Here is a 16,094-nt window from a genome sequence, read left to right as displayed (position 1 = left end):
CCTTGCGTAATTGAATGTATCGAGCTTACTTCTCGTACTTATCGTTCAATATTTTAAGGATGGCATCGGTAACATCTTTTGTGTCGTCTCCATAGATTACGGAACCTCCTTCACCGCCACCTAAAATGTAGGTGTAGCCGTTCTCTTTTCCGTAGGCCCTGATTTCCTTTTTCACCTTTTTTACCAAAGAGTCCATTTGTTCTTGGCTGGTCTGTTGCAATTGCTGCTCTTCTTGCTGCAGTTGTTGGCCAATACGCTGACCGCGTTGTTGCAGTTCGGAATATTGCTCTTGGGCGTTTTGCTGTGACAGGCTTTGAGCCTTGCCCTGGAATTGTTGCAATTCCATTTGGAACGCTTGTGAGATACTGTCACGTTTTCTGGACATGGATTCGGCCTTTTTTTGGAACTTGGCCTCAACATCCATCTTCTCTTGATATTCGTCCATGATCTTTACACTATCCACAAATGCAATTTTGTTTTGCTGACACGACATTGCGGCAATGGCAATGGCAAGCACTACTAATTTTTTCATCTTTTACTTTTTATAGATGCGCAAAAATAGAAAAGCTTTTGGAAAGGTGGTCATTAAGTTTTTGTGATATAAAAAATCAATCCCATTGCCCGATAAGAATTCTTTATAGCAGCACATCTGATGCATTGGAAATATTTATTTTAATGGCCTTCATAAACGCGTGTCTTTAGGTAGATCTTTTTTGTTTGATGTGATGATGCGCCACCATCCTATTAAATGCGGCAAATGGGCCTAAAACGGCTTATTTCTTCTTTTCAAGAATGTAAATCAATGAAGAGTGCTCTTTTGTAAAGATGGCTTTGAAGTTGGACCACAACCCTACCAAAAATGCGCTGATGAGATACAGTTTGTTACCTCGATATTTTTCTGAGAGCATGGATACATAAAAAGCATCGAACCACATCGGTCTGATTTTAACCACCTCCATTTGATGTGGTTCAAAAAGTTTGGAAATGGATTTTTTTGAAAAATGCCAAAGGTGCCGGGGAACATCATAAGCTGCCCAATGGGTTTTGTAGTGTTTGGCATCGTAGGATTTAAAGTTGGGCACAGCAATCACCAAAATACCATTCTCTTCCAAAAGATTGACCAAGGTTTTTATTTGGTCATCCAGATTGGGGAGGTGTTCCAAAACATGCCAAAGTGTGATTGCCTGAAATTTTTGCCCGGACACATCTTCTAAACTTGATGATAGTTGGATACCTTTCTGCTCGGCAAGTTTTCTTGCTTTAGAACTTGGCTCCACCCCGCTTACTTGAAAACCTGAATTCTGGGCCGCAATCAAAAAATCTCCCGTTCCCGCACCCAAATCCAAAAGGTTTTTGGTGTTATTCTTTTGATTTTCAATGATTTGAACCTTATTTTTAAGATTTATACCCTTAACCCTATGGTATAAACGGTCCGTAAACGATGATTTTGAATCTGTGTGGGAAATATAGTCTTCACTTTCATAGTACGGAGCTAAATTATGGGGTTGCGGTTTGGTCACCAGCATATCCAATTGTTCATCTAAATACAATTCGAACGGTTCTCCGGAAACAGCGTGATCCTTAGTTTTTAAAAACAACTTCATTATAGTTATCGGTTGCCAAATATTCGGTTTTCAATTCTCGAAGATAGGGTAAAACTATTTCCCTTGAAACGGAACCTTCCAATAAACAATCCTTTTCCGAATCGCTAAAAACTTCAGCGGCGATATACCAATTTCCAATACGAGAGGTATGAGCGTCTTCAAAAATAGGTTCTGTATCCGCTGCTCGGTTCAACGCGACATCCAAGGCCAACGGAATCAAATTGATTGTTTTGGTTGGGATTTCAACTTCATAAAACGAAAAATAGAAAGTTTGTCCGTCTACTAAAAATGGAACTTGGACATCCACATAATAATCGTTTAGCTGAAATTTTGTGTTGATGTATTCGTAAAATTCATTTGCATTCTTTGGATCCTCGAATACAAAGATCGTTTTCTTCGGAAGACCTTTTTTGAATCGCTTTCCTCTCGTCAATTTATAATCTTTAATGTTCGGTGCAATCCGAATTGGGATACAAGAACTCAAGAAGATCAAAACAAAAATGGCTAGTAAGGTTTGTTTCATCTGGCATAGTGTTATACCGAATACCAAATCAAAAACTGAGCCATTTAGATATAAACAGGGAACAAAAACCTGTGTTCCACGTGGAACATAACAATCATTTATCTCCCCAAATACACCAAAAGAACGCTGATGTCAGCAGGAGAAACCCCACTGATTCGAGACGCCTGTGATATTGTAACGGGCTGTATCGACGCTAACTTTTCCCTGGCTTCGTAAGACAGGGATTTAAGTTTTGAATAATCAAAATTATCCGGGATACGGACATTTTCCAACCGCTGTAGTTTATCCGCATTGGTCTTTTCCTTTTCTATATAACCGGAATATTTTACCTGTATTTCGGCCTGTTCCAATACCTCCGTGTCCAAATCATTGTTCTTTACAAACTCGGATACGGATTCCAATTGGAGCATGTGGTCCATGGTAACTTTTGGCCTTGAAAACACCTTGAACAATTTGTCCGATTGCTTTACCAAAGATGAATCCAACGACTCCAAAATAGGATTGATTTCGTCCGTAGTAAAACTTGTTTTCTTAAAAAAATCCACAAAATTATCCGACTTGCTCATCTTCTCCTCCATCCGTTTTAGGCGCTCTTCTTTGGCTAAACCTATTTCGTATCCCTTTGGGGTCAGTCGCAAATCCGCATTGTCTTGCCTCAACAGGGTGCGATACTCAGCGCGCGAAGTAAACATTCGATAAGGCTCTTCAGTTCCTTTTGTTATCAAATCATCGACCAGGACACCTATATAAGCCTCGTCCCTTTTTAAGATAAATGGCTCTTTTTCGTTGATTTTTAGGTGGGCATTTATCCCTGCCATCAAACCTTGCGAAGCTGCCTCTTCGTAGCCCGTTGTTCCATTAATCTGTCCAGCAAAATACAGGTTTTGGACCAATTTAGTTTCGAGCGTATGCTTTAATTGTGTCGGCGGAAAATAATCATATTCGATGGCATAACCGGGCCTAAAAAACTTTACGTTCTCAAATCCTACTACAGATTTTAGCGCTTTGTATTGCACGTCCTCGGGCAAGGAAGTCGAGAAGCCATTTACATAAACCTCAACGGTGTTCCAACCTTCTGGCTCCACAAAAATTTGATGGGCATCCTTATCGGCAAAACGATTTATTTTATCTTCAATTGATGGACAATATCGAGGCCCCAAGCTTTGGATTCTTCCATTGAACATCGGCGAACGATCAAACCCCTCTCTAAGCAAATCGTGGACCAGTTTACTGGTGTGGGTCATGTGGCAATCACGTTGAGTTTGAAGAATTGATGTGTTCAAGTAGGAGAACTTTTCCGGTTGTTCATCACCAGGCTGTGGTATCATTTTGGAATAATCCAAAGACCTTCCATCAACCCGTGGAGGGGTTCCGGTTTTCATTCTACCGCTATCAAAACCAAGTTCCACCAATTGCTCGGTTATCCCCGTTGCTGCTTTTTCTCCTGCTCTACCTCCCCCTAACTGCTTCTCCCCGATATGGATCAATCCATTTAAAAAGGTCCCATTGGTGAGCACTACCGCTTTGGCACGAATCTCCAGGCCAAGGCTCGTTCGTACGCCGACAACTTTATCCCCTTCAATCAACAAACCATTGACCATCTCCTGATAGAAATCCGCATTTGGGGTGTTTTCCAAAGCCATTCGCCATTCTTCCGCAAAACGCATTCGGTCGTTCTGGGCACGTGGACTCCACATGGCCGGACCTTTGGATTTGTTCAACATTTTGAACTGTATGGCAGACTTGTCCGTAACTATCCCGCTGTAGCCTCCAAGGGCGTCAATTTCACGAACTATTTGCCCCTTGGCTATCCCGCCCATCGCGGGATTACAGGACATCTGTCCAATGGTTTGAAGGTTCATCGTCACCAACAAAGTGCTGGAGCCCATATTGGCAGCGGCCGCTGTAGCCTCTGCCCCTGCGTGGCCTCCCCCAACAACAATTACATCATATTCCTTTTCAAACATACCTATAGTTCCACGTGGAACATTTTAATTTTCTCTTCTTCCTTTTCACGCATTATCCGTGTTTGTTGTGGAGCCTTGTCCCCATAACCGATAAGGTGGAGGATTCCATGGCTCATGACCCTACGGAGCTCTATGTCGTAATCAACTTCAAATTCTTTCGCGTTGGCAAACACCCGCTCAGTAGAAATAAAAATATCTCCCGAAATAGTTCTGCCATCCACATAATCAAAAGTGATAATATCGGTCAATGTATCATGGTTCAAATACTCTTGATTGAGTTCTAAAAGATATTCGTCCGAACAAAAAATATAATCAATTTGTCCTACAGTACATTCCTCAGAAGTTATAATCCTACTTACCCAATCGGCATAGTCGGCTTTGTTCTGAAGTATAAAATCACTCTTAAAATGAAAGTCAATCATTATCGAAATACACCTTTACTTTTTTCTCAAAATTTTGGCGCAAAGGTAAAGCTTGTCTATTTAATATTTCAATGCTGTTCTGGTAATCTTGAAGCAACTCTGGTTTGGTGGTTATTGGATTTGTGTATTGATTGACGTTGGTGTTACTTTCACGCTCCTTCTTTTCTCCCTGCTCCATTGAAGCGTTTTCCAGTTTCATAAGCTGGTGTTGAATATTGTTTGCCTTGTTTCGTGTGCGCTCTGTTATGCCATTCTCCAATAAATCATTCTCAAAATCCTCCATTTGCTGGATCAACTTCTTAGCAAGGTTCTTGTCGGACTCCTGCATCATGTCCTGCAATTGTTTTTCCAAGTTCTCCCTTAAAAATTGTTGCTCCTTATAGATTTCGTACACCTCGTTCAAATCCATTTCACCAAGACCATTTCCGTTTGATTTGCCATCTTCGCCATTACTTGAATCTTTGTTGCCGTTCTCGCCATCCTCTCCGTTCTCCCCATTATCACCTTGACCAGGACTTCCTTTGTCGCCTTGTTGCTGACCTCCCTCATTATCCCCTTGCTGTTGGCCCTGCCCTTGGGATTGCTTCCCCTTTTCGCCAGATCCGTTCATCTTTTCTTGGATTGCTTGTTGACCTTTGATAATATCCGGCAATTGAAAATCTTGTCCCCCTCCTTGCCCCTGGCCAGGCATCATGTTCTGTTGCATATTATCCAAAATGTTGGCCAGGAAATCGGCCAATGCGTTGGTTGCATTTATTACGTACTGTTGATAGGACGCTCCCTGGTAAATTTGATTTTCTGTTATACTTTCGAGTGACTTGTCAATGTTGTAATAAACCTCGGTGATCTGTTCATTGACAAATTCCGACAACTCGGCCCTTCGTAACGATAAGGCAAACAGGCTGTCGTCCACATGTTCGAATAACCTTCGTAAATTCTGTTGGTCCTTAACAGTTCTGGAAAATTGGGAAATATCTACATCTGCTTGTTGTATGTTGTCAAAAAGATGCTCTTGTTTAAAAGAAAATGTGACCAAATTATCCAAAATCTGGCGAAGCATTTCCGCATCCTCAGCATCGGTTTCTCCTCCTCCCATGGAGCTCGATTTCATGGATTGGCTCATCTCGCGCATTTTTTGGGCAGCAGATTTCTGTTTCTTTGAAGCATTGTTGCCTGCTTCTTGCTTCTCCTTGGATTGGGAAGACTCCTCCATTCCTTGATGCTTATTAATCTCTTCTAACGCATTTTGTTGATCTTTTTTTACAGCTTCTGTTTTGTCTTTATCTGTATCTAAATCCAAAGGCTTTTGAAGTCCATTATTGTCCTTTTCCAATTCACGGATGTCTTTTTCCAATTCCTTAAATTGTTCATTTAGCTTCATCTGCTCTTTATCGCTAAAATCTTGGCCTAATTTTAATTCGGATAATATTTGTTGTCTTTCTGCAAGTTCATCCAGCTCTTTGGCAATCTGTGATGCCTTTTCGGTTACATAATATCGTTTCGTCAACTCTAATATTTGCTCTAGATTACGGGTGTTCTTACCTTGGCTTTTGCCCAGCTCCTCCAAACGCCTTTGCAAATCTTCCTTGTCAATTTTGTCAGCAATTTTATTGAGCTCTTCCAATAACTCGGCATTCTTCTTTGCCTCGGCCTCCTGTCGCTCCAAACGTTCTTGCAGCATTTTCTTCATTTCGGAATCCTCAGCATTCTTATCCATGCTCTTGTTCAAATCGTTGCTGAACTTCTGCATTAATTCTTCCTGCATTTTCTGCTGTTGTAAAAAGTTCTTGATTTGACTCTTGTCCTCGAAACTCAGGGATTTTTCTTCCTTCTGAAGATTATTTATTTCTGATAGTTTTTGTTCTTGCTCCTTGAATTTTTCCAAGGATTCGCCCATTTTGTTCAATGTGGCATTTTGAAACTCTAACTCCTTGTTGTTGAGTTCATTATCATTATAAAGTGTTGCATTAAAAACGGCACTTTTGGTAACCTTTCCGCCTCTAACACCATCATTATCAACAACTTCAAAATACAACTTGTAATTTTTACCGCTCTCTAGCTGCAATCCGGAAGGGAATGTATAGTAAAACTGATAGACATTTGAATTTGGTGATGCCAGTGAAATACGTTGTGTAGCATCAATATCATCGGTAGGGTAACAAACCAATCGGATTTCATCTATAACATGATCGTCCGCTGCCTGACCCGTATAATAGGATTGGTTGGGATTTAAAGAATCCAAAACTTGATCGACCTGTACGGTGGCCTTGGCATCCTTTATGACTTTTAGACTGTAGAAAAGTTTTTCAAAATCAGAGACCCTTTGGTTTGAGGTGCTGAGTTCATAATCCAGATCATTGTAAACACGTTTGGTGTTGGTGAAAAATTTATCCTCCTTTTGGAACGATAATGTGGTGTCGGTGGTGACCATTTTTATATCATCCACATATGCTCCCTGTATATTCCAGGTCACTTGGGTCCCCTCTGGAATTTCTGCGTTTCCTGTACCCGAGATGACCTCCGGCATTAGATTAAGATAGGATGGATAACGCAGCTCTAAAGAAAAATCGATTAGGGTCGGTGTCCTATAGCTCGCAATGGAATAACTCTTGGAGTTCCAACCATTGGCCGTAAGATAAAAACTGGTTTCGGGAACCGGAGGGCTAAAAGTATATTCGTAGTAAGTTCCTTTTTTTTGCATCAACAATTCCTCGCCATTGACCACCATTTGGACGGTTTCAGGTCGGACATCCCCCACTGTTTGTACTTGTATGGTCAGAGGTTCATTATCCAGCACCTCCAGCCTATCGTTCATCACCTGAAACGAAAACGGTGCCGGTCTCTCATAAGCCATATCGTAATGCATCACTCTTTGATGGGAATTAAAAAAAGAAACAATATCACCAGCTACCCAAATAAAAAGAAACAATGCGAGGGGAATCAAAATATACTTGGCATAGGTGTAGCTTTCCTTAAAATTAACAGCATCAGCGAACGGAACAGTTCCCAAGCCCGATGCCCGTTGCTCTATACTGGCCATTAAAAGGTCGGTCTTGACCTCGTTCTCCGAAAGCTCCAAAAGATTGAGCAATTTATCGTCCACATGAGGAAAATGTTTCCCAATAATCCTCGAAGCTGCCCTGTTGTCCATTCCCTTTCTCACCCTGAACAGGTAGAGCAAAGGGATTGCGATATACCTATACAACAAATACAGCTCAACAACCACAAAAAGTAGAAATAGGGTTAGCCGCCAAGATTCATTCAGCCATAGAACATATTCAAAATAAGTTACGGCCATCCAAAATAAGGTTCCCAAAGTAAGGAACAGGAATACGCCTTTTATCAATTGCTTTGTGTAAAAGCGTTTGATAAACTCTTCCAGCTTGGTCAATATGTCCTGATATGCACTCAAAATAGTATATAATTATTACCAAATTACCCGATCCGTTGGAAAAGTGCGGAAAAAATTTGTTAAACCTCAATTTATCAAACCATTATCCACATTTAAAACAGCCCCTTATCCCTTTCCAGTTCCTTGGCGGGAACGTATCTTTGTGTAAAATAAGACCTAAAATGAGTCAAAAAGTACGCGTTCGTTTTGCCCCGAGCCCAACTGGTCCCCTACATATTGGTGGTCTTCGCACAGCTTTGTTCAACTATTTGTTCGCTAAAAAAAATGGCGGTGATTTTGTGCTACGCATCGAGGACACCGACCAAAACCGCTTTGTTGAAGGTGCAGAGGAATATATAATCGAAGCATTGAACTGGTGCGGAATTCCATTTGATGAAGGACCTGGAAAGGAAGGTGACTTTGGCCCGTACCGACAGAGCGAGCGCAAGCAACTTTATAAATCATATGCATTACAACTTATAGAAAGAGGTAAGGCATATTATGCATTTGATACTGCCGAAGCTTTAGATCAACATAGAAAGGACCACGAAGCCAAGGGGAAAACATTTATTTACAATTGGCATAACCGCCAAAAATTGACGAACTCCCTTTCTCTTTCCAATGAGGAGGTCAAAAACAAGATCGCGGCAGGTGAAGATTATGTAATTAGATTTAAATCTCCGGAGAATGAAGCGTTACTTCTCAACGACATTATCCGTGGGGAGATTAAAATAGATTCGAGCATACTGGACGACAAAGTATTGTTCAAAAGTGACGGCATGCCCACCTACCACTTGGCCAATATTGTTGATGACCATTTGATGCAGATTACCCATGTGATCCGAGGTGAGGAATGGCTGCCGTCCTTGGCATTGCACACCTTGTTGTACGATGCCTTTGGTTGGGATGCTCCTGAATTTGCCCACCTGCCCTTGATCATGAAACCGGTCGGTAAAGGAAAATTGAGCAAGCGTGATGGTGAAAAAGGCGGATTTCCTGTATTTCCGCTCACGTGGAACCAATCCGAAGGATATAGAGAAGCTGGTTTCTTTCCGGAGGCCGTAGTGAACTTTTTAGCGCTATTGGGGTGGAACCCTGGCACCGAACAGGAAATTTTTAGCTTGGAAGAGCTGGTGGAGGCCTTTACTTTGGAGCGTGTGAACAAGTCGGGAGCGCGGTTTGACCCAGAAAAAAACAATTGGTATAATCAGCAATGGTTACAAAAAACAAGTGATGAGGAACTTGCCAAATTGTTTGCGGCCCAACTGCAGAAAAAAGGCATTGCATCCCAGCCGGAATATGTAAGACAAGTAGTTTCATCCATTAAGGAACGTGCCTCTTTTGTTAAGGATTTTTGGGAGCTGTCCGATTACTTCTTCAAGTCACCAACCTCCTACAACGAAAAAGCTGTCAAAAAACAATGGAAAGAAGATACTCCGGGAATCATGCAGGAGGTTTCGGAACTTTTGGATACCATAGAAGACTTTAGTTCTTCCAAGATTGAAGAAACCGTCAAAAGCTGGATAGGTGAAAAAGAACTGTCCTTTGGAAAAGTTATGCCTCCGCTACGTTTGGTCATTGTAGGCGATATGAAAGGTCCCCACCTCTTCGATATTATGGAATTGATCGGGAAAGAAGAAAGTATAGGCCGTATCCGAACAGCTATTGCCCAACTATAGAAATTGATGGAAGTGTAACATTATTTGAAATTTAGCTACTAATTATGTGGCCAAGTTTCGTAATTTCCATTTCTAACATAAAAACTAAATATCATGGGCAACTTTCTTTTTATACCTATTGCGTTTGTAGCGCTGATCATTCTATTCAAGTTTTTCTTTATTGTAAAGCAGCAAACCGCCGTTGCCGTGGAACGCTTTGGCAAGTTCCACAGCATCAGGAGCTCTGGGCTGCAAATGAAGATTCCCCTTGTTGACCGTATAGCCGGTCGACTGAGTTTAAAAATCCAACAATTGGATGTGATCGTCGAGACAAAGACCTTGGATGACGTATTCGTAAAACTGAAGGTTTCAGTGCAATACGTTGTTATAAGGGAAAAGGTCTACGAGGCCTTCTATCAATTGGAATATCCACATGACCAGATTACCTCCTATGTGTTTGATGTTGTCCGTGCCGAAGTCCCTAAAATGAAACTGGACGATGTTTTCGTAAAAAAGGATGATATTGCCATCGCGGTAAAATCAGAATTGCAAGATGCCATGTTGGACTATGGTTTTGATATCATAAAAACCTTGGTGACCGATATTGACCCAGATGCACAGGTAAAAGCTGCCATGAACCGTATCAATGCATCCGAGCGTGAAAAAATAGCTGCCCAATTTGAAGGTGATGCACAACGAATTTTGATTGTGGAAAAAGCGAAGGCCGAAGCAGAGAGCAAAAGGTTGCAAGGTCAAGGTATTGCCGACCAGCGTAGGGAAATCGCACGCGGTCTTGAAGAATCCGTTGAGGTGTTGAACAAAGTCGGCATCAATTCGCAGGAAGCATCTGCTTTGATTGTCGTCACCCAACACTATGATACTTTGCAGGCCATTGGCGAAGAAACGGACACCAATTTGATACTATTGCCAAACTCACCCCAAGCAGGTAGCGATATGTTGAACAATATGGTGGCATCCTTTACGGCAAGTAACCAAATTGGCGAGGCCATGAAGCGCAAACAAAATCAAAAAGATTCTGAAAATTCTTAGATTAGTTGTCTTTGTTAAATATAAAAAGGCTCCCAATTGGAGCCTTTTGGTGTTAAATGTTGCGCTTATCTAACTTAACTTGTTCATCAATTTTTTTGCAACAATGGTCAGTGCCAATTTTTGTAGCAGCGGCGCCATACCGGTGAGTATATTTGTTGGGTACAGCTCCTCTTTTGTTCTTTGAACAGCGAGCTTAACCTTTTCTTCATCAATTTGTCGCTGTAATTTCAGAACTTTAAGGTCTCTGTCTATATCTTCAAATGTGGTATAAGGTGCTCTGTTCATAATTCATCAAAATAAAATTTAGAAAACTTCTTAAGAATCGGTTTTTCAAACTTCTTGCGTAACAGGACCAAAACTATACCAAAAAGTATATAAAAGCCCCCTACTATTAAAAAACCTTGCGAAGTGCTGTCCAGCTCGCTTCCCAACCAAAACGCGGCGCTCAATGAAAGAAACAACAGCGCAAGGGAGGCCACACAACCTATTACAAGTATTTTGGTCGCAGTGGTAATTCCCCGCATCATAGACTTAAAGCTCTGAAGTCGGTAAAACTCAAAACTGTTTTTAACGTAGGACCTTACCCCTTCTTCTACATGGTCTATCTGTTCTTTAATTTCTTCGAAGGCCATATATTACTTCTGTAGTTGGGCGTTCTTTTTTCTAAGGTCTTCCAATTTTTTCTCCAAGGCAACCAAAATATCATCAGCTTTGTAGCTCATGCTGGATAGTGTGTCTTCCAATTTTTCCTCGAACTCTACTTTCTTGGCATCAGCGGTTTTGCTAAATTCTTGCTTGGCGTGAGTAAGACTTTGAGAAATATCATCTTTGGCCTTTACAGCACTTTTCTTGATTTTCTTTCTAGTTCTTTTTCCCTTGTCCGGTGCATACAAAATTCCAACTCCTGCACCAACAAGTGCTCCGGTCAACAATGCGGTTAATACATTTCCTGTGTTATTTGACATAATATTGATTCTTTAAATTAAACTTGATTTTAAACCGTGGGATGTGTGTTGTCCCAAATCGATTTACTCAAAATTAAGTCACGATCAACACAATGATCGATTCAATCGAAAGAATGATTAACGCTTTAGCTATTTTTTGATGAAATACTGCAAAAGAACCCTTCTAATGAACTTTAAAAGTGTTGTACAGAGAATATGAAGGACAATAAATGAATCGCAAACAAAACCCGCCTATTAAGGTCGTTTTTAATAAGAAACCTCAATGGCGGGCATAGCTTTGATAAGAAAATTTTATGCTATTCCTTGTGCTCCAATTTGGCCCAAGTATCCCTTAAAGTTACTGTTCGGTTGAACACTAAATTTTCTGGTGTTGAATCTTTATCTACATTAAAATATCCCATCCGCTGAAATTGGACCCGATCACCGATTTTGGCATCTTTCAAACTTGGTTCCAGATAACCGGTTACTTTTTCCAGTGAATCGGGATTCACAAAATCCATAAAATCCTTTTCCTTATGGCTGTCCGGCGTTGCATCCGTGAACAAACGATCGTAAAGTCTAACTTCTGCGGTAATGGCATGGGGAATGGAGACCCAGTGCAGGGTACCCTTAACCTTTCTCAAACTTTCCTCTGTACCGGAACCACTTCTACTTTTGGGGTCATAGGTACATTGAACTTCCTTTATGTTGCCCTCATCATCCTTTGTGCAGCTTTCCGCTTTGATGATATACCCATTTTTTAAACGGACCTCTCCACCAAGCTTCAACCTGAAGAATTTGCGGTTGGCCTCTTCCCTAAAATCCTCTTGCTCAATATATAGCTCTCTTGAAAAAGGCACTGTTCTACTTCCAGCAGATTCATCTTCTGGATTGTTCTCGGCATCCAACCATTCTTCCTTGCCCTCTTCGTAATTCGTTATAACCAGTTTTAATGGATTTAAAACGGCCATCACACGAGGGGCTATCTTATTAAGGTGTTCCCTGACATGAAAATCCAATAAAGAGACATCAACAACATTGTCACGTTTGGCAATCCCGATGGTATCTGCAAAATTCCTGATGGATTCCGGTGTAAACCCTCTTCGTCGAAGTCCGGAAATAGTGGGCATCCGTGGATCGTCCCAACCTTCCACAACACCTTTCTCCACCAATTGAATCAATTTACGCTTGCTCACCACGGTATGACTTAAGTTTCTGCGCGCGAATTCACGCTGTTTTGGGCGTAAATTATCGGAAGATACCACTTGGTCCAAAAACCAATCATATAACTCCCTGTGCGGTAAAAACTCCAACGTACACAACGAATGCGAAACCTGTTCAATGTAATCGCTCTCCCCGTGTGTCCAGTCGTACATTGGATAAATACACCAATCGGTATTTGTTCGATGATGTGGTTTATGGAGTATTCTGTACATTACCGGGTCACGCATCAACATATTGGAAGACGCCATGTCAATCTTAGCCCTTAAAACATGTGCACCGTCCTTAAAATCGCCGTTCTTCATCCCTTCAAAAAGCGCCAAATTCTCCTCAATGGAGCGATTACGGTACGGACTTTCCTTGCCGGGCTCGGTAGGCGTCCCTTTTTGACTGGCAATATCCTCTGAGGATTGGCTGTCCACATAAGCTTTTCCGTTCTTGATCAAGTTTACGGCCCAATCGTACAACTGCTGAAAATAATCGGATGCGTAACATTCCGTATCCCACTCAAACCCTAACCAACTGACATCCTTCTTAATAGCCTCAACATATTCCTTCTCCTCTTTGGCGGGATTGGTGTCATCAAACCGAAGGTTTACGGGAGCATTGTAGCGTAAGCCCAGACCAAAATTAAGGCATATGGAGCTGGCGTGCCCTATGTGCAAATATCCGTTGGGTTCCGGAGGGAAACGGAACCTTAAATCCTCTTTTTTATACACTTTCTTTAAATCGTCCTCAACAATATGCTCTATAAAATTGAGCGATCTAGCTTCTTCTGCCATACCAATAATTTGAAGCGCAAAGGTAGTAAAATCCGGAGTTGATAGCTATTTTTCGCGCCGTTGTGTATACAAAGTAGGCGATTTCACAACAGTTTTGGTATCACCTACAACAATATCTTTCCCTTCATCGAAATTAGAGACATATTTGTTATTGGAATACTATATGATGAAAAGGCGCATGAACACCGCCTTTTTGAATGAATTACAATTAAGGGGCACAAACTAACAGGGCTTTATAGCCCATAACCCTCTTAAAAACTAACGGTGATGAAACAAAGTAATTCAACCTATAGCATTCTGGTACTGGCCTTTGCTTTTATGCTATTGGCCACTCAAGGAGTACAAGCTCAAGTGCTGTATAAGCCTGAGCCAGCGGCCAACCCGAACTTGGGCGGAAACTCGCCTTGGACCGCAGTTTGTGCCTCCGCAGGATTCAACCAATACTATGTAAGCTTTAACTGGGACCCACCTTTGGTGGCCAGCAATAACGAGTTTGTACTGGAATTGTCCGATGCCAACGGTTACTTTTCCAGCCCAACTGAACTGGCCCGTGTAAGCGATAAAAATACCACGTTTGATTTTAAGTTCCAGTTTGCGCTCCCTTCCGACATTAGGGGCGACAACTTTAAATTTAGGGTCCGTAGTACAAGCCCTGCCAAGACAAGTCCTGCTTCGGATGCGTTTTCCATGTACTTTATCGATTATAATTCACCTTTGTTGATAAGTGAAAATGGTAGCGGAAACATTCCAGCGGGCGGGGAGATACAAATTTGTGGCGGTGGCTCGGTAACCCTGAAACCGCACAACATACCCAATGCCGGAACATACATTTACAATTGGTACCGTAGCGGGACATTACTTGCCGAAAAAACAGAAAGCATCACCGTTTCTGAATCCGGCATGTACTATGTTGAATTGGACTACGGGGACTGTTCTGGGTCGGCAAACACCTTGTCGAACACCATCGAAATAACTACAGGCAGCAGTTCCGGACTGGCAATCAATGGAACAAGCAACATTTCCATTTGCCCCGGCGAAACCCACCTGTTGGAAGCCAACATCAGTGGAGAGGGATTGACCTACAAATGGTATAAAGATGGCTCTGTGGTAAGCGGGCCTACCGTTGATGGCAACACCTTTACGGTTGATGCTGGAACTAGCGGTTTTGAAGGCTCGTACAAGGTTGAAATATCCGGTTCTGGGGTTTGTACCGAAATGTCCAATCCAGTTACCGTGTCAAGTTCAGGTTCCTTTGATATTTCCCTGAACAACGAAGAAAACATTGTACTTCTACCGGCACAGACCAAAACGCTGTCCGTAAGCACTACCGCGTCCAACGCAACATATCAATGGTATAAGAACAATTCTGCCATTACCGATGCAACCAGCAGTTCATTGGAAATTGATGGAATAGGAGAATATTATGTAAAGGTAACCGATAACGGAGGACCATGTACACCTGCACCTGTTGCATCATCAAAAATCAATGTAGTAGCGCCAAATTCATTTGAATTTGTTGTGGACTATGTTGGAACCTATACCTCTTGCGAAAGTGTTGATGCCACGTTGAGCCTGACCCAAATATATGCGGTCGGAAACAATGGCAATAAAACCGATGTTACCGCAGACCTTCAAAATTCGTTCGATTATCAATGGAAATTTAATGGAGGGGATGTTTCTGCTGAAACTTCCAAAACCATTACCGTATCCGACCAAAATGGGAATGGTGAATATACTTTGTTCGGTACCATTGATGCTTTTGAGGCATCTTCCAATAAACTGCAAGTAAAATTAGCGTCCAACGAAACGCTTCAAATAACCGCAAACAGCACTGTTTTGTGTGAGGGCGGCGAAGCAATCGTTCTTGAAAGTACTTTGGACCTGACCGATGCGTCCTTTGAATGGAAAAAAGACGGTACCGTTGTAGATACTTCGTCCACCAGTTTAACTGTAACCGGAACAGGTGTTTACCAACTCGTTATCACTTCCAACGACTGCCCTTTGGTATCCAACGAAATAACCATTAGTGCATTTGATGAATCGTTATTGGTGCTTGATAAATCCAAAGACCTCATCATTATTGAGGGAGAGACCCAAACTCTTACCGCAAGCGGTGCAGATTCCTACGAATGGTACGATGCAGGAAACAACCTGATTTCTTCTAGCAGTTTTTACGACTTTGCCGAAGAGGGGGAATACCTGTTGATTGCCTACTTCGGGACATGTACCGTGAGCAAAGTGATCACTGTTACCTACAGGGATATGTTTGCCATACCCAACGTTATTACCACCAATGGCGATGGTATTAACGATCTATGGGTATTGCCCAACACCTATTCCCGAGACCCAAATGTTCTTGTCACCATTTTTAATGAGCGGGGAGAACAGGTATTTAGCCAAGCCGGCTATGAGAACAACTGGCCTCAGTCCACCACATCCTTTAACAAACAAAGCATGATCTTTTATTACAAGATCACCCGTGGTGGCAAAAGCCTGAAACAAGGAACCATCACTGTTATTAAATAAGCAGCA

13 protein-coding genes are annotated in these 16,094 nt (G+C 41.8%); 3 read left to right on the top strand and 10 right to left on the bottom strand.

What is annotated here, in order from left to right; translation table 11 throughout:
* Positions 1 to 25 precede the first annotated feature (25 nt).
* From GVT53_RS17335 to GVT53_RS17310, 6 genes are all read right to left on the bottom strand, one after another.
* Positions 26 to 532: an OmpH/Skp family outer membrane protein gene (locus GVT53_RS17335; RefSeq protein WP_166249744.1), complete on the bottom strand. Its 507-nt coding sequence runs from the start codon at positions 530 to 532 to the stop codon at positions 26 to 28.
* Between the two features lie 241 nt (positions 533 to 773).
* Positions 774 to 1,604: a class I SAM-dependent methyltransferase gene (locus GVT53_RS17330; protein ID WP_166249743.1), complete on the bottom strand. Its 831-nt coding sequence runs from the start codon at positions 1,602 to 1,604 to the stop codon at positions 774 to 776.
* On the bottom strand, positions 1,582 to 2,127 hold the full coding sequence (locus GVT53_RS17325) for a hypothetical protein (RefSeq protein ID WP_166249742.1): 546 nt from the start codon (positions 2,125 to 2,127) through the stop codon (positions 1,582 to 1,584). The genes GVT53_RS17330 and GVT53_RS17325 overlap by 23 nt, the downstream gene beginning before the upstream one ends.
* A 98-nt stretch (positions 2,128 to 2,225) precedes the next feature.
* Positions 2,226 to 4,094, bottom strand: coding sequence for a tRNA uridine-5-carboxymethylaminomethyl(34) synthesis enzyme MnmG (mnmG, locus tag GVT53_RS17320; protein WP_166249741.1), 1,869 nt, complete (start codon positions 4,092 to 4,094; stop codon positions 2,226 to 2,228).
* Between the two features lie 2 nt (positions 4,095 to 4,096).
* A complete protein-coding gene (gene ybeY / locus GVT53_RS17315; protein WP_166249740.1) occupies positions 4,097 to 4,516 on the bottom strand; it encodes an rRNA maturation RNase YbeY in 420 nt (139 codons plus the stop codon).
* On the bottom strand, positions 4,509 to 7,928 hold the full coding sequence (locus GVT53_RS17310; protein WP_166249739.1) for a hypothetical protein: 3,420 nt from the start codon (positions 7,926 to 7,928) through the stop codon (positions 4,509 to 4,511). The genes ybeY and GVT53_RS17310 overlap by 8 nt, the downstream gene beginning before the upstream one ends.
* Positions 7,929 to 8,089: 161 nt before the next feature.
* On the opposite strand from GVT53_RS17310, the gene gltX reads away from it, so the two are divergent.
* On the top strand, positions 8,090 to 9,586 hold the full coding sequence (gene gltX, locus GVT53_RS17305) for a glutamate--tRNA ligase (protein WP_166249738.1): 1,497 nt from the start codon (positions 8,090 to 8,092) through the stop codon (positions 9,584 to 9,586).
* 93 nt (positions 9,587 to 9,679) lie between these two features.
* Positions 9,680 to 10,615: an SPFH domain-containing protein gene (locus tag GVT53_RS17300; protein WP_166249737.1), complete on the top strand. Its 936-nt coding sequence runs from the start codon at positions 9,680 to 9,682 to the stop codon at positions 10,613 to 10,615.
* A 69-nt stretch (positions 10,616 to 10,684) separates the two neighbouring features.
* On the opposite strand, the gene GVT53_RS17295 is transcribed toward GVT53_RS17300, so the two are convergent.
* The 4 genes from GVT53_RS17295 to GVT53_RS17280 form a co-directional block, all read right to left on the bottom strand.
* Positions 10,685 to 10,900 (bottom strand): DUF6327 family protein, encoded by a 216-nt coding sequence (locus tag GVT53_RS17295; protein WP_166249736.1) that lies wholly within the window; start codon positions 10,898 to 10,900, stop codon positions 10,685 to 10,687.
* Positions 10,897 to 11,247: a hypothetical protein gene (locus GVT53_RS17290; protein ID WP_166249735.1), complete on the bottom strand. Its 351-nt coding sequence runs from the start codon at positions 11,245 to 11,247 to the stop codon at positions 10,897 to 10,899. The genes GVT53_RS17295 and GVT53_RS17290 overlap by 4 nt, the downstream gene beginning before the upstream one ends.
* 3 nt (positions 11,248 to 11,250) lie before the next feature.
* A complete protein-coding gene (locus GVT53_RS17285; RefSeq protein WP_166249734.1) occupies positions 11,251 to 11,580 on the bottom strand; it encodes a YtxH domain-containing protein in 330 nt (109 codons plus the stop codon).
* 296 nt (positions 11,581 to 11,876) lie between these two features.
* On the bottom strand, positions 11,877 to 13,562 hold the full coding sequence (locus GVT53_RS17280) for a glutamine--tRNA ligase/YqeY domain fusion protein (RefSeq protein WP_166249733.1): 1,686 nt from the start codon (positions 13,560 to 13,562) through the stop codon (positions 11,877 to 11,879).
* Positions 13,563 to 13,829: 267 nt separating this feature from the next.
* Here GVT53_RS17280 and GVT53_RS17275 point away from each other — a divergent pair, with 267 nt between their 5' ends.
* Complete coding sequence (locus GVT53_RS17275; RefSeq protein WP_166249732.1) at positions 13,830 to 16,088, top strand: T9SS type B sorting domain-containing protein; 2,259 nt, start codon at positions 13,830 to 13,832, stop codon at positions 16,086 to 16,088.
* Positions 16,089 to 16,094 lie beyond the last annotated feature (6 nt).

Source organism: Flagellimonas oceani (assembly GCF_011068285.1).
Taxonomy (GTDB): domain Bacteria; phylum Bacteroidota; class Bacteroidia; order Flavobacteriales; family Flavobacteriaceae; genus Flagellimonas; species Flagellimonas oceani.
Note: the sequence above shows the minus strand (reverse complement) of the source record. Positions and strands in the feature narration are given on the sequence as shown.